The sequence below is a fragment of the Paenibacillus solisilvae genome (genome assembly GCF_042656405.1).
Lineage (GTDB): Bacteria > Bacillota > Bacilli > Paenibacillales > Paenibacillaceae > Paenibacillus_Z > Paenibacillus_Z solisilvae.
In genome coordinates this window covers 111029-136880 of record NZ_JBHSOW010000007.1, presented here as the reverse complement: position 1 = coordinate 136880, position 25852 = coordinate 111029, and the positions used below count along the sequence as shown (strand labels likewise).

The following is a 25852-nucleotide window of genomic DNA, read 5'->3' as shown; positions in this document are numbered from 1 at the left end:
GGTCGGCATGATTAGTAATGTGTGGGCGGGAGCTAAGGTTCGATTGCGGGCGATCCTTCCGGAGGATTGGGAGAAGTTCCATGATAATGACGAGGATTCGGACGGTTCGAGGCTTTGCGATGTCGTCCATTTCCCAAGGTCTGAGGAAGGAACGAGGCTGTGGACCGAGCAGGAGGCGGAGGCAGAGCCGGAGGGGGATAATCACCGCTTTGCGATTGAAACGCTGGATGGTGAGCTTGTCGGAAGCATGAACACGCACAGCTGCGATACGCGGCATGGAACTTTTAAATACGGAGTGGCTATCTTCCGGGAGCACTGGCGCAAGGGCTACGCTTCGGAAGCGGTACATTTATTGCTTCGTTACTATTTCGAGGAGCTGCGTTACCAGAAGGTGACGGCGAACATTTATGCGTTTAATGAGGCTTCGATTCAATTACATGAGCATCTGGGTTTCAAGCAGGAAGGCAGAATGCGAAGAATGGTATTCACGCGGGGCCGGCATTCCGATGAGCTGATTTATGGCTTATTGAATGAGGAATTTGCCGAAATGGCCAGCAAGGGTGCGGGTAAGCGGGCATGATAATAAGGAAACTGCAGTCCGGTGAGCCGCCCCCGGTGGAGCTGCTGCTGTTAGCGGATGAATCGCCTGCGCTTGTTGAGGAATATATTCAAAGAGGCCAATGCTTCGTCGCCGAAGCGGATGGCGTTATTATCGGCGAATATGTGCTGCTGCCGACAAGGCCGGCGACGGTGGAGCTGGTGAACATAGCGGTAAGCCCAGGCTGGCAGGGAAAAGGAATCGGCAAGCAGCTTGTTCATCATGCGGTTCGGCATGCGAGAGAGCTTGGTTATCAAACGATTGAAATCGGTACCGGAAATTCAGGATTCGGACAGCTGGCTCTCTATCAGAAATGCGGATTCCGTATGGTGGGCATCGATCGGGACTTCTATGTCCGTCATTATGCGCAGGAAATTTACGAGAATGGCATTCAGCTCAGAGATATGGTCCGCCTGTCCCAGGATCTGTGAAGAAGTGCATGAATACTGCTCCCATGGAATCTATTGACAGCCGGATTCGGGTAAGATAAAGTGAATTCAACATCATTTTAACAACTGTGAAGAAGGGTAAGTAGACCTATGATAAGGACTCCAGAGAGCCGGTGGCTGCTGTGAACCGGTGTCCGGCATAGGATTGAATGGCCTTCAGAGTTGCTTTGCCGAATCATCCTTCCGATGTAGTAGGAAAAGCCGGGCTTCCTGCCGTTATCACGGGAACAGTACCTGAGATGGCCAGATCATCTCCGTACTGACTGAGAATCGCGGGCACTTCTATTGCTGAGGGAGCCGCGGTTAAACTAAGGTGGTACCACGATAACCTCGTCCTTTCCGGGATGGGGTTTTTTTGTGCGATGACAAGGGGGTGATGGCCATGGAAGATGGCTGGTGGCGGCGGTTAACGGTGGGAATACCTTGCTTCAACAATCTGTACACGAGACAGATGTTAAGTTCTGTCTCGACACTTAGGAGGGCTTGGGATGAAGAAACAAAGAATGCTTACAGGAGATCGGGTCACCGGCAAACTGCACCTGGGCCATTACGTTGGAAGTTTGAAGAACCGTGTCAGGCTGCAGGATCAATATGAAACCTTTGTTCTGCTGGCAGAAGCGCTGACTACCCATTTCGATAAACCGGGATTAATTCGAAGCCATCTTAGGGAGGTTGCCCTCGATTATTTGGCTGTAGGCATCAACCCCGATCATGCAACGATTGTCGTGCAGTCCATGATACCGGAAATTGCCGAGCTGACGGTGCTGTTCTCCATGTTTGTCACCGTGAATGCGCTGCGCCACAATCCAACCATCAAATCGGAATCGAAAAGCAGCGGGCTGGATGAGATGTATTATGGGTTCCTCGGTTATCCGGTAAGCCAGACAGCCGATATTACATTCTGCAAAGCAGCTATCGTTCCCGTAGGTGAAGACCAGCTGCCGCATTTGGAGCTGACTCGTAAAATCGTGCGGCGTTTCAATGAATTGTATCGGCCTGTCCTTGTCGAACCGAAGCCGCTTGTTGGCGATATTCCCCGTCTTGTAGGCACGGACGGCAATGCGAAGATGAGCAAGAGCCTCGGAAATTCGATTATGCTCGATTCCTCGCCCGAAGAAATTGCGCTTAAAATACGCAGGGCGGTTACCGATCCCGCTCGCATTCGCAAGAATGACCCCGGGCATCCGGATCATTGTCCGATCTATGCCTATCACCTTGCTTTTCGCAAGGAAGGGGCAGCGGAAATACGAGAAAGCTGTGAACAGGGCTCCATGGGGTGCTCGGAGTGTAAGCAGCGCATCACTGCGGCAATTGAGCAGCTCCTTGCGCCCATGCAGGAACGGCGGTCTTATTATGCAGGCCGGCCAAAACGAATCGACGATATCTTGGTGGCCGGGACTGAGCGTGCGCGCACCATAGCCCGTGAGACAATGCTCGAGGTGCGGGAAGCCATGAGCCTCAATTATTTCTAGACGATTCGTATGGCTGCCATTCTGCTGTGTGTTATTTTTGCATGCTGTTCATGATCCGTTGGCAGAGCAGATCGCTTTCCGAAAGAGTAAGCTAGTTACCTTGCATGGCTGCCGCTAATGGCAGCCATTTTTCATGATTCAGGCAATGTTCGATGCCGGAAGGGGATTTGCAACTAATTCCCAGATTAGAGCGTCATATACATACTTGCTTAAGGAATGAGGTGGGGGAAATGCCTTGGATAGCGAGGGGAAAGCGGATGGCAGCAATTGCGGGGACTGCGATTCTAGCTCTGGTTCTGGCTGCCGGCTGTGGACCTGAAGCGGATCGGAAGCAGGCTGCAGCCTTTAAAGCAGAAGATGTGAATAGACAGCAAATAGAGGCATATAACCAATTTGCCGTACGGATGACAAAGCAGCTTTTACAAGAATCTGGGGAAACCAACTTCGTTATTTCACCGCTCAGTGTGACCCTTGCCCTCTCGCTTGCCTTGAACGGCGCGAGTGGAGAGACCAAACAGGAGATGCTTCGCATGCTTAATGTGGACCGCCTTCCTATGGAAGCAATCAACCAGGGCAGCGAAGTGCTGATTGATCTGCTGGAGCATGGAGATCCAGCGGTTGATGTGAAGATCGCAAATGCCCTTTGGGCAAGAAAAGGGACGCAGCTGCTTGATGATTACACCGGCCGTATGAAGCAATTCTATGAAGCGGAGATCAGCGAGCTGGACTTTGACCGTAAAGATGCTGCAAGCACGATCAACAAATGGGTGCGCAAGCAGACCCATAACCGGATTGACAGCATGGCTGATCCGGAGAAGCTCCGAAGTAATGTGATGGTGCTGATGAATGCGGTTTATTTCAACGGCAGGTGGACAGAGCCGTTTAAGGTGTCCGCGACGCGCAATGCGCCCTTTCATCTTGCAGACGGAACCGATGTCACCGTGCCGCTGATGGCTCAGAGAGCTTCTCTCCCCTATAAGGAGGGCGAAGGATTCAAGGCGGTTCGACTGCCGTATGGCAGCGGCAGGTGGGGCATGATCATCGTGCTGCCAAGCGAGGGTGTTTCTTTGCGTGATGCGGAAGCGGCACTGCTGGCGGATCCTGCACAGTTGTGGCGGAAGGATTTTGAGTCAGGCGATACGATTGTGGAGCTGCCGCGGTTTAAGCTGGACTATAAAAAGAAGGTATCCGGCATCCTGCAGTCACTTGGAATGAAACGGGCTTTTGATAAACAGACGGCTGATTTCTCGGCCATGGTCAGTGGTAGTGAGGGGCTGTATATCTCTTCTGTTACACATAAGGCGTTTATTGAAGTTGACGAGCAGGGAACCGAGGCTGCAGCAGCTACCTCGATTGAAATGGATGGCGGAGGCGAGCCGAGTGCGGCGCCTTTTGAGCTGCGGGCCGATCGGCCCTTCTTCTTCGCCATTGAGGATCGGACGACGGGGGCGCTGATGTTCTTGGGTTCCGTTTCAAATCCATCCTCCTGAAGAAGGTAGGGGCAGGGGACTGCATCTATTCAGCAGCAAGAATGACAAGGGGGAAGAGCAATGAATGTTCGAGTAAAAAAGAGACCGATAGCGGCGCTCGGGGCGGCAGTTATCCTTGCTGCGGCTCTAACGACCGACTGCGGGGCGAAGGCAGATGCCAAGCAGGCAGCCCGGTTTAAGGCTGAAGATGTGAATGTACAGCAGGTTCATGCCTATAACGAATTTGCTGCGCGGATGACGAAGCAGCTCCTGCTGGAATCAGGGGAAGCCAATATGGTGGTTTCTCCGCTCAGCGTGACCCTCGCGCTTTCCCTTGCCCTGAACGGTGCCGGTGGAGCTACCGAACGAGAAATGCTCCAGATGCTCGGGGCGGACAATCTCTCTATGGAAGTTCTTAATCAAGGCAGCGAGGTTCTGACGGATCTGCTGGAGCACGGCGATCCGAAGGTTGATGTGCAGATCGCAAATGCGCTTTGGGCAAGAAAGGGTACACAGCTCCTGGATGATTATTCGAGCCGCTTGCAGCAATTTTATGATGCGAAGGTAAGTGAACTGGATTTTGATGATAAGGCTGCAGCAGGCACGATTAATAAATGGGTTAGGAAGCAAACCCATGATCGGATTGACAATATGGTCGATTCTGCCTCGTTGAGCAGTAATGTGATGGTGCTGATGAATGCCATCTATTTCAATGGGAGCTGGACAGAGCCGTTCGAGGAGTCCGCGACACGCGACGCGCAGTTTCATCTGGCAGACGGAACGAATGTGACTGTGCCGATGATGAGGCAGAGAACCGCGCTGACCTATAAGGTAAGCGATAGCTTCAAGGCGATTCGTCTGCCCTATGGCAATCAAAGCTGGGGGATGATTGTCGTGCTGCCGAATAAAGGTGTCTCGCTGCGTGATGCGGAAGCTGAAATGCTGGCTGATCCTGCTCAGTCTTGGAGGCAGGACTATGAAGGAGGGGACGCCGTTGTTGAGCTGCCCAAGTTCAAGCTGGAATACAGCAAAAGCTTGGTGGCTGCGATGAAGGCTTTAGGGATGAAGCAGGCTTTTGATGCCAAGCAGGCAGATTTCTCAGGTATGACCCACCTAAGCAAGGGATTCTATGTCAGTAATATTCTTCATAAAGCCTTTATTGAAGTGAATGAGCGGGGAACGGAAGCGGCGGCTGTAACTGCAGTTATGATGGCTGGGAGCGCTGCGCCGGTCAAAGAACCATTCGAATTCCGGGCGGACAGACCGTTCTTCTTCGCCATTGAGGATCGGACGACTGGAGCGCTCGTTTTCATGGGTTCGGTTTCGAATCCGGCGGCGGAATAAAGCACTCAGGTTGTTGGCCTGTTGGTTTCAGCCGCATTCCCTCATTCGATCGGCTTGCGCCTTCTGCTTGTTCGACGGTTATAACGGTAAACTCCGGGAGCCTGCTGCGCACTTTGCAGCGGGTAACCCTGCTCGCAGGGGAGAGCAGTTTGGTACGATTACGCGTAACCGCAGGCACCAGGCTGGAGCTGCGTTCTCAAACGGCAGAAATAGGCGATGTGGCCGAGGAGCTGCCAGTGGATAAGATAGAAGTGCAGGGGCTGAGCATTTGCTTCAACGGTTCCTGTATGAGAGATATTTTGCAGGCGGCTGCTGATGCAGCCGTGCAGTTATCCTTTGCCGGACCGTTGAAGCCGATTATCATTCGTCTGACAGATAACCGTGATGCTCTGTATATCCTTACGCCGATTCGGGCGCATGGGCAGCGTTACTTGAATCCCACGGGCTCATAGACACTCAGCACAGGATTCCAGTTCCACTGCTCATAGAAATTCGTTCCGAGGTCGATACCCGCGATCCACACCTTGCTGTAGGCTGGATTTGGCGCTGCGAACATCACGCTTGCCTTTTGCCGGTCGGAGCGAACCCAGATTAACCGTTGAATGGGAACGGCTAGCGGCTGATAATCCCCGTAGGTCTTGGAAGGTTCCGTCAGCTGCTGGTGACGCCGGTTGCCTAAGTTCACATTGACCAGAGAAGGGAATGGACGGGAAGCCGGATCGCTTGACCATTGCTGTAACTCTTGCGCTCTGGATACGACGATATGCCGATTGCCCTGCCAAGTGAAGTTCTGATCCACATATCCCGTCGGGGTATAAGAGATCGGCTTTATCCATGTGACCGGCGCAGTTCCTGCGGCACTCGGCAGTTCGGTAACCATCAGCCTTTTGTTCGAGGTCGCTTCCCGGCCGACACCGCCGATATAAGCCAGCTTCGTCCCCTGCGGAGACCAATTGAACCATAATTCATTGTTAGCCATCTGATCGATAGACTGAAAAGATTGTCCGTCAGCGGATAAGAGGCAGAGATAGTTTCCGTCAGCAGAGAGCGAGGCGGTCGGTGTCGCCAGAAAAGCGATCCAGCGGCCGTCGGCAGACCATTTGAAGATGCTTGTTCCTACTGCGAAGAACTTGTCCGATGGCAGCGGCAGCACGAATAACGTCTCTACGGCGCTTGGATCTCCGGGTTTGTTTAACGGAATTTTGAGAATTCTGACCGGAGACCAGCTGTCTGGCGGGATCCTATCCGTCTCCGATGAAGCCAGGAAGCCCTGGCCGTCGGGATACCACGAGAAATTATCGATTCCCACGGCAGCTTCAACTACCCGTTCCGGTTTAAGTAAATCGACCCAATACAGGCGCTGCTCCGACTGAAACGCGAGAAGGGTGCTTCCCGGTGCCCATGCAAAATGACCCCGGCCACCGCCATCAGCGGAAACCAGAATACTCTCTCCGGTTTGAATGTCGATGACCCACAATTCCTGTTCGTCTTGACCGCGAGTGTGGGCAATCCATCTTCCATTGGATGACCATTTGGGATTGCGGATTTGTTCCCCTTTGGTTAAGGGCGTTTCCTTGTCGCCATTCTTCATCCATAAATCCCCGCCGCGTACGAAAGCTGCTTTCAATTCATAGGAAGGTGCTGCGCTAAGGCGGCTGGCATCATAGCACGCCATAGACAGAACGACACCGAAGACTAATAGTACCTTACGTAACGTATACATGATTGTCCGTCTCCTGTCTGTGATGGTTGTCCGATTCACGGATGGTCTTCATCTACGGTTACGGTTTCCAATTCCTGAGACAATCATGCAGAGGGTATAGAACACAATACTGGGGGCCGCTGAGCAAGAAATAGGTTAATTGGTAGAAGAGAGGCTTAAATCTATAAATGGCGGTCCAGGGCTTGATATTCAAGCTCAGGGCCGCCATTCTGCCTGCATAGGGGAGTAGAATCAAGCTTGTTTGGAAGCTTGGATTTCGATGCTGATTTTCACTTCATCGGCAATCAATACGCCGCCTGTTTCGAGCGCGGCATTGTACGTCAGGCCGTATTCGCTGCGTTTGATGGATCCTTTTCCGCTGAAGCCTGCTTTTTGGTTGCCCCATGGATCCTTGCCTTCGCCTTCAAAAGCAACCTCGAAGGTTTCGGAGCGTGTAACGCCATGCAGAGTCAAATCGCCGGTAACCGCATATTCGTCATCATCCGTTTTACGGATCGAGGTGGATTTGAAGTTCAGCTTCGGATATTGCTCGGTGTCGAAGAAATCCGCCGTGCGCAGGTGATTGTCACGGTCTGCATTGCGTGTATCGATGCTGCTGAGCTCAACGTTAAAATCGATGGCTGCTGTCGTCAGATCAGCCGGATCTGCTTCGATTGCGGCGTCAAAAAGGTGGAAAGTGCCTTTAACCTTCGAAATCATCATATGTCTGATTGTGAAATCCACACTGCTGTGTGAGGCATCAACGATCCATTTTGCTTTTGACATGAAATGACCTCCTAAAAGTTTTTGCGCAGCACCGCTAGATATGCGAAGAATGAGCACCTTCCAGCAAAAACTCGCTTCGAAAGCATGGGCTTAAGTTTTTGCGCAGCACCGCCTGTACTTACTTTTAATAACTATCTAACCTTAACTGAGTAAGATTCTATGGGTAAACGCCAGCTTTGTCAATATTTATTTTATATGCCATCTAAAATAAACCAATTAGCCATCTTATGACTAAAAGCCAGCAGATTGCGCAGAACACTAACCCGGCAATCAATCCCCAATTGATGCGCTTAAACATGCCAATCCCTCCTGGTTCCTAAGAACTATATTAACCAGAGCAGACCCAATTTCCTCCATTTGGCTTGAAAATAATGAAAATGAAGAAGCCCGCATGGCAGCCGACCGGCGATTGCGGCGCTTCATGCGGGCTTCTATGGTTTAGATGACTTCCTGCTGCGGTTTCTGACTGAACTGGCTTTCATATAATTCGGCGTAGAAGCCGCCTTGAGCCAGCAGCCCCTCATGTGTGCCTTGTTCAATCACAGTGCCGTGATTCATGACGAGAATCAGATCGGCATCACGGATCGTAGAGAGGCGATGGGCGATGACGAAGCTCGTTCTGCCCTGCATCAGCATGTTCATCGCGCGCTGAATTTGAATTTCGGTTCTCGTGTCGACGCTGCTCGTCGCTTCATCGAGAATGAGGATGGCTGGATCAGCCAAGATCGCACGGGCAATTGTCAGCAGCTGCTTCTGACCCTGCGAGATATTCGATGCTTCCTCATTAAGAACGGTGTCATAGCCTTCAGGCAGTGTCCGGATAAAATGATCGGCGTACGCTGCGCGCGCAGCCTGCACCACATCCTCTTCCGATGCGCCGCTTCGTCCATAAGCGATATTATCGCGTATGGTTCCATTGAACAGCCACGTATCCTGCAGCACCATTCCGAACAGGCTGCGCAGATCGCCGCGTGTGAATTGTGTAAGGTTGACGCCGTCAATCGTAATTGCTCCGCTATTGAGCTCGTAGAACCGCATGAGCAGATTGATCAGCGTCGTCTTGCCTGCGCCGGTAGGGCCGACAATGGCGATCGTTTGACCGGGCAGCACGTCAATATTCATGTCTTCGATCAGCGGCGCATCTTCCTTGTAGCTGAATTTCACGTGTTCGAAAGCCACATGGCCTTTCGGCATCGGAATCACATTCGCAGAGATCTTCGCAGCTCCACTGACAGGCGTATTGCTGCTTGCGGGGGCCGTATCTTTCGCCAAAGCCACCTTGCTCCGGTCCTCTTTCCGAAGAACGACAGCATCTATGGCTTCAGCCACTTCCTCCTCTTCGTCGAGCAGTTCGAATACACGCTCCGCGGATGCGATCGTCGACTGAATAATGTTAGCGATTTGAGCGGTTTGGGTGATCGGCATCGAGAATTGACGGGAATAAGAGATGAAAGCCTGGACGTCCCCGATCTCGATCGACCTGCGCAGCACGAGAATACCGCCGGCAACGCTGACCAATACATAGCCTATGTTTCCTATGAAACCCATAATCGGCATAATCATGCCGGAGACGAATTGCGCCCGCCAGCCGGATTCATATAACCGTTCGTTCACTTCTTCGAATTGACGGATCGATTTCTCTTCATGGCCAAAAGCCTTCACGATCGGATGGCCTGTATACATTTCCTCAACATGGCCGTTCAATTCCCCAAGCGACTTCTGCTGCCCTTTAAAATACAGCTGCGACCGCCCCGCGATCATCTTTATCGCCAGGAAGGAAAGCGGGAGCGTTACTATGGTAATCAGCGTCATGACCCAGCTGATAGTCAGCATCATTACAATGACGCCGATTAAGGTGACGATTGAGGTGATCAGCTGCGTTAAGCTTTGCTGCAGCGTTCCGCTAATATTATCGACGTCATTGACGGCGCGGCTCAGAATCTCGCCGTTCGTCCGCGAATCGAAGAATTTGAGCGGCAGTTTCGCCAGCTTCTCATTCACATCCTTGCGCAGATCGTTGACTGTTCGCTGGGCAACGCCTGCCATGACATACTGCTGAATGTAGCTGAACAGCGCACTAATGATATAGAGTGCGGCCAAGACGAGAAGAATCTGCCAGATGTAGCCAAAATCGATTTTGGCTCCTTGCACGCCCTTCATCTTCGCGACCAGCCCTTCGAAGAGCTTGGTCGTTGCTTTACCCATAATTTTCGGACCGAGGATGGAGAATACGGTACTCAGCACGGCGGTTGCAAACACGACAAACAGCGCACCGCGGTGGGGCTTCAAATAGCCCGTTAACCGTTTAAGGGTACCTTTGAAATTTTTGGCCTTCTGGACGGGCATTCCCATCATCCCGCCAGGGCCGCCGCGTCCGCCGGGGCCAAAGCCAAAATTGCCAGGGCCCGGGCCTTGAGGGGCTCCGCCAAGGCGACCTCCGGGTGCTCCGGCACCTCGCTGCTGCTCACTCATGCGATCTCCTCCTCAGACAGCTGTGACGTCACGATCTCACGGTAAATCTCTGATGATTGCATAAGCTCGCGATGCTTCCCGATCGCTGCGATTTTGCCGTCATCGAGCACGATGATTTGATCGGCATCCATGACGGTGCTGACCCGCTGCGCGACGATAAGGACAGCCGCATCGCCCGTTTCATCCCGAAGTGCGTGGCGCAGCTTGGCATCCGTCTTGAAGTCGAGCGCTGAGAAGCTGTCGTCGAACAAGTAAATATCCGGCTTGCGGACAAGCGCCCTTGCAATGGACAGCCGCTGCTTCTGGCCGCCGGATACGTTCGTTCCGCCCTGTGCGATGATGGAGTTGAAGCCTTCCTTCATCTCGGACACGAATTCGCTTGCCTGCGCGACCATAGCCGCATGCTGAATCTCTTCATCCGACGCATCCTCTTTGCCGTAACGGATATTGTCGGCAATTGTGCCCGTGAAGAGGACGGCCTTCTGCGGAACAAGGCCGATCTTAGCGCGCAGCTGCTGCTGCGTGAGCTCGCGGATATCGGCGCCGCCTATGCGGATTGTACCGCCGCTTACGTCATAGAATCTAGGAATCAGATTAATGAGCGTAGATTTACCGGAGCCGGTACCGCCGATGATGGCAGTGATCTTACCGCTCTGGGCACTGAAGGAGATGCCTGAAAGAGCGGCCATCTCGGCACCCGGGTAATGGAAGGAAACATCTTCAAACACAACCGAACCGCGTTTGGCAGCCGGGTTTGCGGCTGGGGAAGACGGATCTTTAATGTCCGGTTTCATATCGAGTACTTCATTAATACGCTGCGCAGATGCCGAAGCCCGCGGGATCATGACGAACATCATGGAAGCAAAGATAAGCGCGAACATGATCTGCCAGGCATATTGAATGAAAGCCATCAAATCGCCAACAGCCATATTGCCGCTGTCAATGCGAAGCCCGCCGAACCAAACGATGCCGATGCTGGCGAAGTTTAAGACGAGCATCATAATCGGCATCAGGGATGCCATAATCCGGTTTACTTTGATGGAGGTATCGGTCAGGTCCTGGTTGGCATGATTGAAGCGTGTCTGCTCTTGGCTGATGCGGTTGAAGGAACGAATGACTCTGATGCCCGTCAAATTCTCGCGAAGCACGAGATTGAGTTTATCGATTTTCACCTGCATCACTTTGAACAGAGGAACGCCTCTGCTTACGATGCCGTATATGACAAGGGCGAGCAGGGGCACGATTGCAATAATGATCAGCGATAGCGTGGCGTCCTTGTACAGCGCCATAATGATACCGCCGAAGCACATCATCGGCGCCATAACCATGACCCGCATCATCATGGTGAGCACCTGTTGGACTTGAGTGATATCATTTGTTGTTCGAGTAATCAGGGAGGCGGTGCCGATTTTATCGAATTCATGGAGAGAGAACTGCTCGACATGCCCGAATATGCGTCTGCGAAGATCTTTGCCGAAGCCGCCAGCCGCCTTGGCGGACAGGAAGCTTGCGCCAACGGAACAGGCTGCGCCGCCCAGCGCAACGAGCAGCATGAAGCCGCCGATTTTCCAGATATACGGGGTGTCGCCGCCGACAATGCCCTTGTCTACGATATCAGACATGAGCGTAGGCAGGTAAAGCTCGGATAAGGATTGGATAAAGACGAATACTAGGACGAATATAACCGGCACGCGATAAGGCTTTAACATACGCAGCAGCTTGATCATAAGTCTCTATTCACCTTCTTTGTGGGATGGACTAGCTTGGGATTCTCGGCCCGGACAAGGGGCTGGATCTACGCCTCCGTAATAATGAACGACCTCATCTAGCAGCTGGACCAAGAGCGTACTTCTCACTTTGCCAAGGTGTTCAACCAGGCCCTGCATTCTCTCGTGCATAGTATCTTCGGCTTTTTTCGTTAATCGCTGGCCTTCAGCAGTGAGTTTAATGCGTACGACTCTGCGGTCAAGCGGATCGGCCGTTCGTTCGAGCAGGCCTCGAGCTTCTAGGACATTCACCGTTTGGGTTACTGAGGGTGAGGTAATGCGCATGATGCTGCTGATCTCGGATGCTTTTAACCCGAGTTCATTCGTTTTGGAGCAGCGGTGAATGCAGAAGAGCATCATCGTTTCGCTGGGCGAACAGCCGTCAAGAGGTCTTTTGCCGCCCCAATTGAGGTGGCGAAGCTGCCTGAGGGCACGGATGAGCTCATGTGAAGACTCGCGATCATCGGGCATTTTGGCGGATCCCCCCTTTCATTTTAGAGTGTGCAAGTGCTGCGGCTTGGAGAATATACTTTTGTTAGTTAACTTAAGTATATTTATGAAAGCGGTTATGTCAAGATTCCTATTTATAAACACTCGTAAAATTGTGTATGATAGAAGGATAAAAACTTGCGTGGGAAAGGTTGGTTACCGTGGAGAACAAGACATCATCCTCAAATTTTATTAAAAATATCGTTGCGGAAGATTTGAAGGCCGGTAAAGTGAAAGAAGTCATAACCAGGTTTCCGCCTGAGCCTAACGGCTATTTGCATATCGGACATGCCAAATCGATCTGTCTGAATTTTGAGCTGGCAGATGAATTCAACGGAAAAACAAACCTGCGGTTCGATGATACGAATCCAGTTAAAGAAGATACGGAATACGTGGAAGCCATCCAGGAGGATGTGCGCTGGCTCGGCTTTGAATGGGATGAGCTGCGGTTTGCATCGGATTATTTCGAAGAAATGTACAACCGTGCGGTGCTGCTGATCAAGAAGGGCAAAGCGTTTGTATGCGACCTGACTGCGGAGCAAATGCGGGAAACCCGCGGCACATTGACTGAGCCGGGCAAGAACAGCCCATACCGGGACCGCAGCGTGGAAGAGAATCTCGACCTGTTCGCCCGAATGCGTGCAGGTGAATTCAAGGACGGGGAACGTATTCTCCGCGCCAAAATCGATATGAGCTCGCCGAACATCAACCTGCGCGATCCGGCACTGTACCGGATTGCCCACGCTCACCATCACCGGACTGGAAATGACTGGTGCATCTATCCGATGTATGACTATGCGCATCCGATCGGTGATGCCATTGAGGGTGTGACGCATTCCATCTGTACGCTGGAGTTCGAGGATCACCGTCCGCTCTATGATTGGACAATCATAGAATGCGAGATGGAATCGGAGCCGCATCAATATGAATTTGCCCGTCTAAACGTAACGAACACGATTATGAGTAAACGTTATTTAAAATCCTTGGTTGATCAAGGCATCGTCGAGAGCTGGGATGATCCGCGCATGCCGACAATCAGCGGTCTGCGCCGCAAAGGTTTCACACCTGAAGCGATTCGCGCTTTTTGCCGGGAGATTGGCGTAGCCAGGGCATACAGCGTGGTTGACGAGCGGATGCTGGAGTTCTTCATCCGTGAGGACCTGAAGCTGAAGGCGCCCCGCACGATGGCTGTCATTGATCCGCTGAAGGTTGTCATTACGAATTATCCGGAAGGGCAAGTGGAGTTTCTGGATGCCGAGAATAACGCTGAGAATGAAGAGATGGGCAGCCGCCAAATTCCGTTCTCGCGTGAAATCTATATCGAGCAAGAAGACTTTATGGAGAATCCGCCCAGCAAATATTACCGCCTGTTCCCTGGCAATGAGGTGCGCTTGAAGCATGCCTACTTCATTACCTGCCAAGAGATCATTAAGGATGCGTCAGGCAAGGTCGTTGAGCTTCGCTGTACGTATGATCCAGAGACGAAGAGCGGATCTGGCTTTACCGGCCGCAAAGTGAAGGGAACCATTCACTGGGTGGAAGCTTCGCAAGCTGCGCCGGCAGAATTCCGCTTGCTCGAGCCGCTGCTGACCGATGAGGCGGCAGATTCCGACAAGGAATTCCTGGAATGTATCAATCCTAACTCGCTTACTATCATGCAAGGCTTCGTCGAAGCGAATATGAAGGAAGCGCAAGGCCAAGACAAGTTCCAATTCTTCCGCCACGGCTACTTCAACGTCGATCCGAAGCATACGAATAAGGAAAAAATCGTCTTCAACCGTATCGTTTCGCTGAAAAGCTCATTCGACGCGAAGGCGTAAGGGAAGCAAGTTACAAGCTATAGGCAATAAGCACAAGCTGTAAGTTACATGCTATAGGCAATAAGCACAAGCTGTAAGTTACAAGCTATTAGCACAAAGCTACAAGCTTTCAGCTGCAAATCGTCCACCTTATCTTCGGATAAAGAGGCAAGCTGCAAATCGCCCGCCTTATAGTTGGATTAAACGACAAGCTGCAAATCGCCCAACCTATCGTCAGACTAAGAGGCTCCCTCGTTCGCTGTTCCTTGTGGGAAAGAAGCCTTGGAGCTAGAATAAAAAGTGGACACCCGTTAAGTGTAAATAGATAATTACATTAACGAGGAGAGGTGTCTTGTATGGAAAAACAGCCACGCAATCAGTACACGGAAGAGTTCAAAAAGAGAACTGTAAAGTACATTCTAGAACAATCAAAGTCGATGCCGGAGATCGCTGGAGAACTGGATATCTCGGCTGGTGTGTTGCACTCATGGAAGCAAAAGTACCGTAGCGAGATTCAGGCAGAGATGCAGGCGGAAGTCCAAGCTTCACCAGAATAAAGTTCGTCAATTGGAACAACAGTTGCGTAATATGGAGACCGAGTAGCAAAAACAAGAACGTGAGAATGCAGATTTACGTGAGGAGCTTGAAATCTTAAAAAAGGCGCTGCACATCTTCGGGAAAGAAAGGAACTAAGGTTCCAATTCATCGAAGATCATCGCTCCGAGTTTCGAATGGAGAAGATGTGTAACGTGCTAGAGGTTTCAAGGAGCGGCTACTACAAATGGCTGTCTGAGAAGGCTAATTTGAATCGTTACCAGGTGCGTCGTGAAGCTCTCTTGGCACGTACCTCCTGGCTGTTCCACGACGCTAAGAAACGCTATGGTTAGCCCGAAAATTACAGAGATGCTCCGAAGCCTATACTGTATTCAATACAGTATAGGGGAAGGTGTTGGATCAAAGTCGAAGCTATACTGTATTTCATACAGCTAAAACGCCCCCTATAGGGCTTTAGAAGCTAAATTAGGGAGAAATAACTGGAGATATCCAGTATAGCAATCGAATTTGAAGCGGAGAGCGCTATATAAGTGCAAATATCCAGTATAGATGATGGATTGGAGTAGCCAAGCTTATGCAACGCCACATTGCGCACAGGGAGCTGGGCGGGGTACTATTGAAAATTTGTTGGTGTGGATGTGGCGGCTAAGCCTGTCTGATCGAATTGTCGGAGCTTGGAGTAGCCAAGCTTATGCAACGCCACATCGCGCACAGGGAGCTGGGCGGGGTACTATTGAAATTTGTTGGTGTGGATATGGCAGCCAAGCCTGTCTGATCGAATTGTCGGAGCTCGGAGCTGCCAAGCTCATGCAACGCCACATCGCGCACAGGGAGCTGGGCGGGGTACTATTGAAATTTGTTGGTGTGGATATGGCAGCCAAGCTTGTCTGATCGAATTGTTGGAGCTTGGAGTAGCCAAGCTCAGCAATGCCACATCGCGCACAGGGAGCTGCACGGGGTACTATTGAAATCTGTTGGTGTGGATGTGGCGGCCAAGCCTGTCTGATCGAACTGTCGATGTTTGGGCAGCCAAGCTCATGCAACGCCACATTGCGATTGTTTATATCAATACTAGTGTTTAATTCGGTGCCGAATTCAGGTACCCATATAGGTAATTCATCAATGGGAGCCTGCATAGTAGAACAGATAACCGTTCGCTGTTTATCGGACTTTAGCTTCCGGGGAGCGGGACGGGTAATGGGCAGGCATGATATCAATAGCCAATAGCAAAAGGCGTATCTCGTTAAGAACAGCGAGGTACGCTTTTTTGAATGTCGATATTCAGCTTTTTACGGCGGGCAGGCTTAAGAGTGCCACTTCACAACTTGCTCGTAAGGCAAGTAAGTTCGCGGTCCAGGCGTTTCATTGGGCTGGCCGAACGGCATTTGAGCAACGAGCGACCAGTTCTGCGGAATATCCCATTTTCGCTTAATTTCTTCATCAATGATCGGGTTGTAATGCTGCAGCGAAGCGCCTAAGCCGTGATCGGTAAGTGCAAGCCAAACCGCATATTGCAAAATCGCACTGCCCTGTTGAGACCAGGCTTCAAAATGCATCTGGTAGGAGGGAGGGGATTTGGCCTGTGTTTCCTTAACGGTTGTCTGGTCTTCAAAGAACAGCACGGTGCCGGCTCCGCTGCTGAATCCATGCATGCGTTCCTCGGTTGCAGCGAATTTGTCCGCAGGCACGCGAGCACGAAGTGTTTCGGTAACGATGCTCCACAGCTGCTTGTGCTGATCTCCCAGCAGAACAACTAATCGTCCGCTCTGCATATTGAAGGCGGAGGGAGCGTGAAGAGCGAGCCTGATGATCTCCTCGATCTGTTCTTTGGTGACTTTAGGCGAGTCGGTTAGTTTGCGAATCGAGCGTCTGCCTTCAATAACCTGCGGCAACGATTTGGAATTGTTGTCTGTATTGCGTGTCATCATTTGGGTTCAACCTCCTTGGGTTGTTGTACATGTTAAGGCTGGTAGGTTACCGTAAATCATAGGTGAAGCTCGTTAGAGCACTAGATGTTCATTACCTGTCCATTCGCAGCGTTGAATCAGCGCGAATACGTCTGTTTCCCCCGTCGCCTGAACAACTTGCGTGTAACTCTTTTCCAGAGGGTTAACTAGAACTATACTTAGGAGTAAATACGTAGTGTAACAGTCTATAGGAAAAGGGATCGGGGGAAACGGAATGTCCTTATCATGGACTCCCATTCATGGGCTTATACTTGCAGGCGGACAGAGCTCGCGTATGGGAGAGGACAAGGCGCTGCTTGATATAGCCGGCAAGCCGCTGCTCAGACATATTATAGACCGGATGGAATCGCTCGGTATATTTGCAATTACTGTGGCGGTAGCTGATTCGGAGAGAGAGGCGAGATATCGGGAAGCGCTGGGCAGTTTCGGTGAACCGGAATTAATCCGCTATGCGCACGATCAATTTGCAGGCTGCGGTCCATTAGCCGGGCTGCATGCGGGTCTATCCTCTATACAAGCGGAATGCTACGTCTTCGTCCTTGCCTGTGACATGCCCAGCCTATCGGAATCGCTGTATGCGCGAATGGTGGCGGCAAGCTACGAGTCCGATTCGGAAGTGATTCGAACGCCGGAGCAGCCGTTCCATGCGCTTTATCATACCCGTGCAGTGCCGAAGCTCCTGCGCCAACTGGAGCAGGGGGAGCTTCGTATGATGCGCATGCTGGATCAGCTTCTTACGAAATTAATTGAACCGGCTGCACTTGAGGAAGAAGCTTTTCGCAACTTAAATACGCGGGAAGCTTATGAGCAGTTTGGCCGCGGTCATGAGATGCGATAGCTGCTTGACATCTGTGTGTCAGCATGTATGAAGATATAAAAACCGACCCCTATGGGGTCGGTTTTTAGAAGAGATGGGCGAATCGTCAGAGGATGGCACGAAGCGCAGTGTGTGCTCATCACACGATCGGTTCATGCCAAGCGACAGCCGTTTCTTCTGGATGCGGGCGCAGGCGGCGCAAACAAGTGGGAGTGGTCTGGCCTCGCCTGTTCGCCGAACGGACCGCGCCCGCGATATTTATTTCAAGAGCTCCTTTACTCGGAGTCTCCTGCGACACGTTCGATGCGGGTGGCGCATATTTTGAATTCGGGCATTCGGCTAACCGGATGCAGCGCATCATTCGTAAGCGCATTAATGGAATGCTCCCCGCCCCAATGAAAGGGGACGAATATCGTCGTCGGATGAATGTCCGGCGATATTCTGTAATCCAGAATAAGAGAGCCGCGCCTGGTCGTCAGCCGAATTCGGTCACCCATGCGAAGTAAAATTCGCTCAGCGACCGAGGTGTGAATCTCGGCAACGGGAACGGGCGCTTTCTTCATGAGCGCTGCAGTCCGGCGGGTTTGCGCCCCGCTTAAGTAATGATTGCCGAGCCTGCCCGTACTTAGAATATAGGGATAATGCCGATCGGTTAGTTCTGCGGGCCTGCCGGGTGCTATACCGTGAAGCTTAGCGCGTTTATCAGGGTGGTAGAAGCTGAGGTTCTCGAACATACGCGGCGTACCGGGGTGATCCTTGGCCGGGCACGGCCAGAACAAACCCTGATGTTCTTGAAGGCGGGCATAAGACATCCAATTTATGATACATTGTCATGGGTATAAAAAAGACGTACCGCAAGGCACGTCAGACTGCATACAATTCACTAAATAATCCCAACTGATACCCCACAGAACCGTCTTCTTTAACGGTGAACTTCGTTATCAAATCGAATACTTCTTCCCTGCTGTAATCCGTTTTGACTTCCAACGATTCAAGCTGTTTTACCTTGTCTTCGATAACGGCAATTTCACGTGTCAGGTGTTCATTCGTTTTGCTTAATTCTTTTATCTCATGTCTAAGCACCGTCTGCCTATCGTCCACTTCCTTTTTGAGTTCGGTGAATTCTTCTTCGGAAATCTGTTCATTAAGAAGAAGTCTTGTCAACGTTTTTCCCTTGGTTTCAGCATCCGCAAGTTCCTTCGTCTTCACCTGTAATTCATCGTCACTAGGGGTGTCTATGTGTTCCTGTAGCGATTCAATCCTACTCATTAGTTCGTGGTACACACGTCCCTTTTGAAGCGCAAACGACCTTATCACACCGTCTGCTGTTATCTGGTCAACCATGTCTTCCAACACTTTAAGGCTAACGTTCAGACCATCACAAGCGTTCTTGCCTTTGGTCTTCTTCAAACCACAATTAAAAAACACTCTGCCTTCATCTATGTTTCGTGTATACGTGTTTCCACACTTGGCACAATATATCTTACCTGCATACTCACTTACCCCACGATACACACCTTTTTGGTTCACGTGGCTAACCTTGGAAGAACGTAATTTGTTACAAGCTTCAAACAATTCTTTAGATACGATTACTGGAACACGATTTTCAAAAACTTGCCATACTGATTCATCTTTGACCACTGGTGATATTTTATTGAAGATTGCACCTGTTTCATATTTATTCCGTACCAGTGTCCCCATATATTTTTCGTTGGAAAGAAGACGTTTAATGAAGGAAGCCACAAAAGGTTTGCCACTTCTTGCACGTATACCATCGGCTTCCAATATGTTTAGTATCCGTCTGATTCCAATTCCTTCTGAATATAACGTGAAAACCTTGCGGATTACTTCGGCTTCATCTTCCCTTATCGTCAGGTCACGTGTTTCGGTGCTGTAAGTGTAACCGTATAAATTTTTGTTGGTAAAGATTACACCTTTTTGTGCAGATTCCTTCATTCCAGACTTTACCTTCTGGGACTTGTCAATTGATTCCTGTTGGGCAAAGTTAAGGAACAGGTTCAACATGAATTCTTTATCAATAGAATCGAATACTAGGTTTATGTCCAAGAAATAGACGTGAACACCTTTCTTCAATAGTTCCCTCAAAATATCAATGACCATAACGTTACGTGCAAAACGGCTTGTATTCTTGACATATATCTTGTGAAAGCGTGGTTCACGTGAAGAAGCGGTGAAAACAGTTTTCTTCTGGTTTATCTTAGTTTCATCAAGACCTGCATCGTGCAACATTTCAGAAAATTCTTCCCTGCGATTCAGTGACGTTCCGCTTATTCCTTTGTCGGCATAGATTCGGTACAGGGTATATTCGGGGTTCTTCGTGATTTCACGTTGAAAATAAGACTTCTGACTTTCAAATGAATTATCCTGCTCAACCGTTGACGTACTAACACGACAATATGCCACAACTTTAATTTTATCCAAATTATGTTCCCCCTATGATGTATGTATCCATGACAATGTATCCATGAAACTATTGTAGTACATTGTCCAGTGTGATACATCCCATAAAATATTCCATTTATAAAAACAGACTTCCCCCAGAAGCAGGAAGCCGTTGTTTGCTTTCGGTTATTTTTTCTGTTTGAAGCACTACTTGGTTATTGGCAGGTCTTGTTTACTTTTGTACTTCTTCGGATTGTCAAGTTTATCGGCTTCTATCATTTCGTAATACCTTGCAATTCTAACCTTATCAAGTTCGGGCAGGTCTTCAAGTCGTTTGTATACGATTCTTTCAGAAAACTTTTTGGCTTCCGTCTTTGCCCCTGTATAGACGTTCCATGTCGTGTTGATATAGTTCATATAATTAAGCCCCCTGTTTTTGTGGTTGTGGTAGTTTGGAAAGTGCATACTGTAAAACCTGCATTGAAATGGCTTGGTTACTGGTCAGAAAGTCAATGATTTTCAAATTCATTTTTGCGGTTAGTGGCTTCACACCACGTTCGATTGCAGAAAGATAATTCTTGGACATACCCACACCGTCAGCTAAAAAATCTTGTGTCATTTCACAACCTTCCCGAATGGCTTGAAGTGTTGCACCAGTGAAAACAATCTGTTCATCTGTTGGGTCTTGTGCAAGCAGTTCCAAAGCTTCTGGATTTCTTTGGATAGAAGGCGATATTACTTTTTTGTGCTGTGGCTTGAATTCAACTTCATACCGTTTCAAATTCCGTTCATTCTTGTGGTGGGAAATTACTGCCGAAGGTTCATCTTTTTTATTTGAGTTCTGTGATTTCATAAAGTAAGCCATGCAATAACTTCCCAATAAATCCAGACAGTCCTTATATTTTTTTGATGCTTGTGTTGGCTTGCTTGCTGAATAAAGGTCGATACCGTTCAACGATTGATAAGCGTTTATCAACCCTTCAACCTGTTCAATAATTTCAGCTTGACATGGAAGGTCTTTCAAATCTTGTTGGTTCAATTTCATGGCTATCTTCCCGAATCGTTCCAATTGGTTCACGTGGGAAGACAGGTCTGCGATAAATTCGGCTTCGTATTGGGTGCGGTTCTTCATTACGCAACACCCCCAACGGTTTCAATTAGTTTGTTGTATGACTTGCCGTAATTGGCAATGGCTTTCTGTGTCGGTTCGGTGCGTGTAACCTTTCCGTTCATCTTCTTGATTGCTTCCAGTTCCTTGCTGTTGCCCTTGAAAAGTTTAATCATCTGTGTGTTCCCCCTGTGGTTGTTTTGTCTTACACCCTTCAATGCAGGAAGGAAGCCCGATTTGGGACATTGAAATTTCCTCCAGTACCGTTTTCCCTTGTGCGGTACGGTTTTTTGCTTACACGAATACATGTCAGGGGGGCAGTCATTTCGGGACATTTCACAGCGACAAACTTTTCTGGAACGACAAAAAGACCTTCAACCGAAGTGGTCAAAGGTCAGACGGTATTATATGAAGGAACACGATTCATAGGGACTTCACAGTGGACTTCAACGGTGCTACACCATCAAGACACGTTGAACCAGTAGGAAGGCTTACGTGGGCTTCTGGGCTTACAGTGGGGTACAGTGATTCAACGGTGCTTGTCTGCAAAGGGCTTTTTTCAAATGAGTTTCTTCATTATAGGGTGTTCGTGAAATTCTCTGGTGCTTTCGTCGTGTTATCAGACGGTAGAACGTGAAGCCCTCGGGGACAAGGGAAGTCGCCAAAGAGTTACCGTATCATTTTGCAACGGTAAGAGGTGCGGTACGTGGGGCTTCCAGCGGCTTCACAGGGCTTTCAATCGTCACACCCAGACAAAGACACGATGAACCACACGAAAAGCATACGTTGGATTCTGGGACTTTATAGTGAAGCAACGGTGCTTGCCCAGACTTTGACCAGTTACCGTTGGCACGTAACTTCTAGTTATAAGTTGGTTATAGTTTTATGGTTCTTGTTACTGGGAAGTTTCGGGTCAATAGGGGTGCATAGGTTTCCCATAGAGTTGACGTGGAATTTCCCATAGCTGCCTTGTCAAGTGGGGACTGATTCCAGGGAGTGGGCTACCGTTGGGGAAATTCAAAAAGTGTTACATGTAGTGCCTTATAGTATAGAACGGAATGGGAAATTAGGTTTCGTCCTCTTTTCCTTATTTCTTGTTCCTTTCGATAAAGGGCTTGGGGCTTTGCCCCTTGCTTTTTTATACTTCCAATTGGTTGTATGTACGTCACTTCACGGTGACAACGAAAGATGAAGATTGGAAGCAGTTGCTTATGAATGAAAGCCACTTACCCCCTGTAATGTGCAGTCATATAAGCAAGACCACGTTTAGCAACTGCTTCCACACTTCTTTTATTTGAGATTGATTGGTTGTACTTCTGAATATATGAATCTACTTTGAAAGGTGGTGGAAAAAACTATGAATTGGTTGAACGGTCAAAACATTAAAATTATCCGCTTGAACTTGAATATGAAGCAAACGGAACTAGCAAGAAAGATTGGAATTTCCAAGCAATTACTTTGCGGAATCGAAAACGGTGACTGCTCCATTACACCTAACGTTGAAGCAAAGTTGGAAAGCTTCTTCAATTCCGTTACGAACGAACGCACAATTATTGCTTTACTGGAATCACACATGAAATTAAATGGAAAGCAGGTGAAATAAATGACTGAACTATCTCCCACGCAAATGGAAGCTTTGACCTTGTATATGAACCGTCAAGCCTTGGGAATCACTCAAAAGCAGATTGCTGAACAGTTCCAAGTTAGTGACCGTCAGCTTCGCAGGTGGATTTCTTCGGATGAAGGTAAGGAATTCATTACAGGTCAAGCCATTGCTGTTGCAAAGGAAAGTCTTAATGATGTTTTGTCAGTCCTTACCAAAAAAGCTCTGGAAGGCAAAGTTCCCAAATGGACAGAATTATGGTTGAAAACAATGGGAATATTGAACGCTTCTGAAATGGAAGTAAACGTGAATCAACCCGATGATAGTAGGTCAAATGAAAGTATAAATTCCGAGATTGCCCTGCTGAAAAAGCAGCTTGGAATTGAAGACAACGCTGAACCAAAGAAGCAACCGTTGAAGAAAACGCAGGACGAAGAAATTGAAACCTTGCTTGCACAGTTGAAGGCAACGGAAAAACCATCATTACAATAATCGAACTATAAAGGGGCTATTTTACGATGATGAACGAAAAGAAAAACGAATTGACAGCACTTATTGAAGGCTTCGCCAAGAAATCCAATAACGTTGAAGCACGTCTGCAAGAACTGAAAGCCGAACGGCAAACACTTCAAGCAACGGTTACCGAAGCACAAGCAACGTTTCAAAACGTGGTTACACAGGTGTCAATGGGAACTAATGGTTATTCCAATAGAAACGTTATGGACAGCAAGAAAAAGCTTTCCCTGTTGAACATCGAATTGAAAGACGTTTCGGACGTTATCGACACGCTTGAAGATGCAAAAAAACGGGAACTTGCCAAGCTGATTCCACAAATTGAAAAGGCTTATATGCAGTACGCTTCCGCTTTCAACGATGAAACGATTCTCCCCCTGCATGAAGATGTGCACAGGGCAAAAATTATGTATCTTGGGGCATTGGCAAAGGTCAAGAATTCGGAAGCTGAACCTTCCCAACTATTGCAGGAAGTTCAAAACGTTCGATACCAAGCAGGTGTTCGTGAAGAAAACAGAAACCTTCGTTATTCCGCACCAGTGTTAAACGTTGGCGCACGTGCAACCCTTGGGGAAAACGATACAACGACACGCATTGAACCAAGTGAAATTCAAGATATGTTGACTGGAAATATTCGAATGTTGCCAAGGGTTCAAGCCTTTGTTAAGCATGGCAAGGTATTTCTGAAAACCAAAGACGCAGAAGACTTCTTGAAAAATCCTATTACGGAAGACGGTGCTGAATAATGGAAAACAAGACTGCACGTGAACTGTTAAGACAAGGTTACCCAGAAGACAAGAAGCAGAAACAGGAAGCCAAGACTGTTGAACCAAGTTCCACAGACGTTGAAAATGCTTCTGCCGTTCGCCTTCTTTCGTGGGGATACAAAAAATTGCTTACCGATAACGCAGACAGCACCACCGATTAAACCGCACTTCTTTACCTTTGAAGGGGGGTGTTCGGGATGGCAAAAGCACCTGTTACAGTGACGATAGCAAGCACAAAACCAAAGGGTAAGTAATACCAACTGGTTTCGGGCTTCCAGTTCAAAAAGCACTATTTTTTCTTCTTCTGATTTGACACGAAAGTGGAATTGTACCCTTACAACGACTTTTCTAAAAACTAGGTGACGTCCCCTAAAACGTTATCTATCGGGACGCACCGTAACAAGTGCGTTCTTTTCTATTCAATTCAACCAAAAGGGGCTTTTATACGATGGACAAGCAAACACAGTTTAATAAAATGTTGTCAACGTTTACCAAGAAAAATCGTGACAAGGTTACAGAAGTAAAAAATCGTCGTCACGCAGGACAACGGCAGAACAAAAAGAAGGCTTCCGCAGAACGCAGACAGCAACGTAATGCAGTGGGTAAATGGTAATGAAAGTAAACCAACCGTTTACCCTCTATGCAGGGGATTCACTGGAAGCCCTTCAATTTACGATAACCAATCAACATGATGAAGTGATAGACATTTCTGGGTGTTTCGCTTCCCTTCACCTCTTCAAGGGTGACGGTGTTTGTGTAGTTGACCAAAAGTATTTGGTAACCGACTCAAAAGGTAAACAGGGCATTATTTCCTTTCCCTCTCTTGACCACAATACAACACTGGTCATGCTTGGTTACTATTCGTATGAAGTACAAATGGTTACCCCACAGAACAACGTTTACAAGGTATCCACAGGGACATTTTTAGTCAAACCAATCCATTATTCATAGGGGGCATTACTTTGACATTCGCACAAACCGAATTGAAAGAACGCTTGGTACTTATCCGCAACATTGGCAAGCTTGCAGACCTTCCCGAACCGCTGAAAATGCAAATAATCACCAATTTGATTGAAAACAAATAACGTTGGGATGGGGATTTCTTCCCATCTTTTTTACTATTCCACAAAAAGGGGCAATTATGATGTTATATCATGGAAATTTTATGTATTCAGTTTACCCAAAAGCAGGAAAAGTTTACCTAACAACTCCATACAAAGGTGGATTCCGTAAGACCGTTGTAAGCTTGGAACAGTTACCCCGAATCATTGACAATGTTTTCAGTATATACCCTTATGAATCAAACAGTGGGGCTATACGTTACCGCTTCTATTCAAAGAAAACAAAACGGACAATGGTTCTTGCTCGTTGGCTCACAAATTGCCCAGAAGATTTGGAAGTTGACCATTTCCCTTTGCACAATCCTTCTATAAATACTAACGATAATTTACGGTGTGTTCCTGCTTGGGTGAATCAACGCAACCGCAGAAATAACGTTTCTAGTTCAGACCATTTTGGGGTTTACCTAAAAAATAATCATTGGTGTGTGTTTGCCAAGGATGAAAACAAGAAATTCAAGCAGGTCATGAAGTTTCCACTGAATGCACTGGAACAAGCTAAGGACAAGCAACGAAAAGCACAGCTTGGGTTCAATTATGATGGATTGTATAGTCAGATTATGGATAGTTTCGGGGCTGAATTACCGTTGGAAGCACGTGAATATTTTGAAAGAATCGTCAAACAAGCAGGGGTTCACAAGGGGGCATAACGGCA

General features: G+C 48.8%; 29 protein-coding genes and 1 other annotated feature. Of the genes, 18 read left to right on the top strand and 11 right to left on the bottom strand.

Features of this window, described 5'->3' with window-relative positions:
* Nucleotides 1-7 precede the first annotated feature (7 nt).
* From ACFPYJ_RS01730 to ACFPYJ_RS01705, 6 genes are all read left to right on the top strand, one after another.
* Nucleotides 8-580 (top strand): GNAT family N-acetyltransferase, encoded by a 573-nt coding sequence (locus ACFPYJ_RS01730; RefSeq protein ID WP_379186313.1) that lies wholly within the window; start codon nucleotides 8-10, stop codon nucleotides 578-580.
* Nucleotides 577-1029, top strand: coding sequence for a GNAT family N-acetyltransferase (locus ACFPYJ_RS01725; RefSeq protein ID WP_379186312.1), 453 nt, complete (start codon nucleotides 577-579; stop codon nucleotides 1027-1029). Before ACFPYJ_RS01730 ends, ACFPYJ_RS01725 begins: the two co-directional genes overlap by 4 nt.
* A 77-nt stretch (nucleotides 1030-1106) precedes the next feature.
* Nucleotides 1107-1388 (top strand) — a binding site (T-box leader).
* Nucleotides 1389-1535: 147 nt separating this feature from the next.
* The gene (trpS, locus tag ACFPYJ_RS01720; protein WP_379186311.1) at nucleotides 1536-2519 is read left to right on the top strand and encodes a tryptophan--tRNA ligase; all 984 of its coding nucleotides are present in this window, start codon (nucleotides 1536-1538) and stop codon (nucleotides 2517-2519) included.
* 257 nt (nucleotides 2520-2776) lie between these two features.
* Nucleotides 2777-4009 (top strand): serpin family protein, encoded by a 1233-nt coding sequence (locus ACFPYJ_RS01715; protein WP_379186310.1) that lies wholly within the window; start codon nucleotides 2777-2779, stop codon nucleotides 4007-4009.
* A 60-nt stretch (nucleotides 4010-4069) separates the two neighbouring features.
* A complete protein-coding gene (locus tag ACFPYJ_RS01710) occupies nucleotides 4070-5332 on the top strand; it encodes a serpin family protein (protein WP_379186309.1) in 1263 nt (420 codons plus the stop codon).
* Entirely contained in the window at nucleotides 5329-5784 is a 456-nt protein-coding gene (locus tag ACFPYJ_RS01705) for a hypothetical protein (RefSeq protein WP_379186331.1), read from the top strand. Before ACFPYJ_RS01710 ends, ACFPYJ_RS01705 begins: the two co-directional genes overlap by 4 nt.
* Here ACFPYJ_RS01705 and ACFPYJ_RS01700 read toward each other — a convergent pair.
* The 5 genes from ACFPYJ_RS01700 to ACFPYJ_RS01680 all read right to left on the bottom strand — a co-directional run bounded on the left by ACFPYJ_RS01700 (nucleotide 5760) and on the right by ACFPYJ_RS01680 (nucleotide 12529).
* Nucleotides 5760-7055, bottom strand: coding sequence for a TolB-like translocation protein (locus ACFPYJ_RS01700; RefSeq protein ID WP_379186308.1), 1296 nt, complete (start codon nucleotides 7053-7055; stop codon nucleotides 5760-5762). The two genes, ACFPYJ_RS01705 and ACFPYJ_RS01700, sit on opposite strands and share 25 nt — an antisense overlap.
* Nucleotides 7056-7286: 231 nt before the next feature.
* On the bottom strand, nucleotides 7287-7820 hold the full coding sequence (locus ACFPYJ_RS01695) for a YceI family protein (RefSeq protein WP_379186306.1): 534 nt from the start codon (nucleotides 7818-7820) through the stop codon (nucleotides 7287-7289).
* Between the two features lie 438 nt (nucleotides 7821-8258).
* Nucleotides 8259-10292: an ABC transporter ATP-binding protein gene (locus tag ACFPYJ_RS01690; RefSeq protein ID WP_379186305.1), complete on the bottom strand. Its 2034-nt coding sequence runs from the start codon at nucleotides 10290-10292 to the stop codon at nucleotides 8259-8261.
* Complete coding sequence (locus ACFPYJ_RS01685; protein WP_379186304.1) at nucleotides 10289-12019, bottom strand: ABC transporter ATP-binding protein; 1731 nt, start codon at nucleotides 12017-12019, stop codon at nucleotides 10289-10291. The genes ACFPYJ_RS01690 and ACFPYJ_RS01685 overlap by 4 nt, the downstream gene beginning before the upstream one ends.
* Before the next feature lie 6 nt (nucleotides 12020-12025).
* Nucleotides 12026-12529 carry a MarR family winged helix-turn-helix transcriptional regulator gene (locus tag ACFPYJ_RS01680; protein ID WP_379186303.1) on the bottom strand — a complete coding sequence of 168 codons (504 nt, stop codon included), beginning with the start codon at nucleotides 12527-12529 and terminating at the stop codon, nucleotides 12026-12028.
* Between the two features lie 170 nt (nucleotides 12530-12699).
* Here ACFPYJ_RS01680 and ACFPYJ_RS01675 point away from each other — a divergent pair, with 170 nt between their 5' ends.
* The 3 genes from ACFPYJ_RS01675 to ACFPYJ_RS01665 all read left to right on the top strand — a co-directional run bounded on the left by ACFPYJ_RS01675 (nucleotide 12700) and on the right by ACFPYJ_RS01665 (nucleotide 15233).
* Nucleotides 12700-14367, top strand: a complete 1668-nt coding sequence (locus tag ACFPYJ_RS01675; protein WP_379186302.1) for a glutamine--tRNA ligase/YqeY domain fusion protein — start codon at nucleotides 12700-12702, stop codon at nucleotides 14365-14367.
* Between the two features lie 335 nt (nucleotides 14368-14702).
* Nucleotides 14703-14903: a transposase gene (locus ACFPYJ_RS01670; RefSeq protein ID WP_379186301.1), complete on the top strand. Its 201-nt coding sequence runs from the start codon at nucleotides 14703-14705 to the stop codon at nucleotides 14901-14903.
* Between the two features lie 192 nt (nucleotides 14904-15095).
* Nucleotides 15096-15233 carry a hypothetical protein gene (locus ACFPYJ_RS01665; protein ID WP_379186300.1) on the top strand — a complete coding sequence of 46 codons (138 nt, stop codon included), beginning with the start codon at nucleotides 15096-15098 and terminating at the stop codon, nucleotides 15231-15233.
* Between the two features lie 972 nt (nucleotides 15234-16205).
* On the opposite strand, the gene ACFPYJ_RS01660 is transcribed toward ACFPYJ_RS01665, so the two are convergent.
* Entirely contained in the window at nucleotides 16206-16826 is a 621-nt protein-coding gene (locus tag ACFPYJ_RS01660) for a nitroreductase family protein (protein ID WP_379186330.1), read from the bottom strand.
* A 256-nt stretch (nucleotides 16827-17082) separates the two neighbouring features.
* Between ACFPYJ_RS01660 and ACFPYJ_RS01655 the strand changes: the two genes are divergently transcribed.
* Nucleotides 17083-17706 (top strand): molybdenum cofactor guanylyltransferase, encoded by a 624-nt coding sequence (locus ACFPYJ_RS01655; RefSeq protein ID WP_379186299.1) that lies wholly within the window; start codon nucleotides 17083-17085, stop codon nucleotides 17704-17706.
* Nucleotides 17707-17960: 254 nt separating this feature from the next.
* On the opposite strand, the gene ACFPYJ_RS01650 is transcribed toward ACFPYJ_RS01655, so the two are convergent.
* From ACFPYJ_RS01650 to ACFPYJ_RS01630, 5 genes are all read right to left on the bottom strand, one after another.
* Entirely contained in the window at nucleotides 17961-18497 is a 537-nt protein-coding gene (locus ACFPYJ_RS01650) for a molybdopterin oxidoreductase family protein (protein ID WP_379186298.1), read from the bottom strand.
* A gap of 52 nt (nucleotides 18498-18549) precedes the next feature.
* A complete protein-coding gene (locus ACFPYJ_RS01645) occupies nucleotides 18550-20127 on the bottom strand; it encodes a recombinase family protein (RefSeq protein WP_379186297.1) in 1578 nt (525 codons plus the stop codon).
* A 168-nt stretch (nucleotides 20128-20295) separates the two neighbouring features.
* A complete protein-coding gene (locus ACFPYJ_RS01640; protein WP_379186296.1) occupies nucleotides 20296-20505 on the bottom strand; it encodes a hypothetical protein in 210 nt (69 codons plus the stop codon).
* A 4-nt stretch (nucleotides 20506-20509) separates the two neighbouring features.
* Nucleotides 20510-21220, bottom strand: coding sequence for a helix-turn-helix domain-containing protein (locus tag ACFPYJ_RS01635; RefSeq protein ID WP_379186295.1), 711 nt, complete (start codon nucleotides 21218-21220; stop codon nucleotides 20510-20512).
* Nucleotides 21220-21372, bottom strand: a complete 153-nt coding sequence (locus ACFPYJ_RS01630; RefSeq protein ID WP_379186294.1) for a hypothetical protein — start codon at nucleotides 21370-21372, stop codon at nucleotides 21220-21222. The genes ACFPYJ_RS01635 and ACFPYJ_RS01630 overlap by 1 nt, the downstream gene beginning before the upstream one ends.
* A 1181-nt stretch (nucleotides 21373-22553) precedes the next feature.
* On the opposite strand from ACFPYJ_RS01630, the gene ACFPYJ_RS01625 reads away from it, so the two are divergent.
* From ACFPYJ_RS01625 to ACFPYJ_RS01590, 8 genes are all read left to right on the top strand, one after another.
* A complete protein-coding gene (locus ACFPYJ_RS01625) occupies nucleotides 22554-22799 on the top strand; it encodes a helix-turn-helix transcriptional regulator (RefSeq protein WP_379186292.1) in 246 nt (81 codons plus the stop codon).
* On the top strand, nucleotides 22800-23291 hold the full coding sequence (locus ACFPYJ_RS01620) for a phBC6A51 family helix-turn-helix protein (protein ID WP_379186290.1): 492 nt from the start codon (nucleotides 22800-22802) through the stop codon (nucleotides 23289-23291).
* A 26-nt stretch (nucleotides 23292-23317) separates the two neighbouring features.
* Nucleotides 23318-24058: a hypothetical protein gene (locus tag ACFPYJ_RS01615; protein WP_379186288.1), complete on the top strand. Its 741-nt coding sequence runs from the start codon at nucleotides 23318-23320 to the stop codon at nucleotides 24056-24058.
* On the top strand, nucleotides 24058-24240 hold the full coding sequence (locus tag ACFPYJ_RS01610) for a hypothetical protein (protein WP_379186287.1): 183 nt from the start codon (nucleotides 24058-24060) through the stop codon (nucleotides 24238-24240). Before ACFPYJ_RS01615 ends, ACFPYJ_RS01610 begins: the two co-directional genes overlap by 1 nt.
* Before the next feature lie 287 nt (nucleotides 24241-24527).
* The gene (locus tag ACFPYJ_RS01605; RefSeq protein WP_379186286.1) at nucleotides 24528-24692 is read left to right on the top strand and encodes a hypothetical protein; all 165 of its coding nucleotides are present in this window, start codon (nucleotides 24528-24530) and stop codon (nucleotides 24690-24692) included.
* On the top strand, nucleotides 24692-25030 hold the full coding sequence (locus ACFPYJ_RS01600) for a hypothetical protein (protein ID WP_379186285.1): 339 nt from the start codon (nucleotides 24692-24694) through the stop codon (nucleotides 25028-25030). Before ACFPYJ_RS01605 ends, ACFPYJ_RS01600 begins: the two co-directional genes overlap by 1 nt.
* Nucleotides 25031-25041: 11 nt before the next feature.
* Entirely contained in the window at nucleotides 25042-25164 is a 123-nt protein-coding gene (locus tag ACFPYJ_RS01595) for a hypothetical protein (RefSeq protein WP_379186284.1), read from the top strand.
* 56 nt (nucleotides 25165-25220) lie between these two features.
* Nucleotides 25221-25847 carry a hypothetical protein gene (locus tag ACFPYJ_RS01590; protein WP_379186283.1) on the top strand — a complete coding sequence of 209 codons (627 nt, stop codon included), beginning with the start codon at nucleotides 25221-25223 and terminating at the stop codon, nucleotides 25845-25847.
* Nucleotides 25848-25852 lie beyond the last annotated feature (5 nt).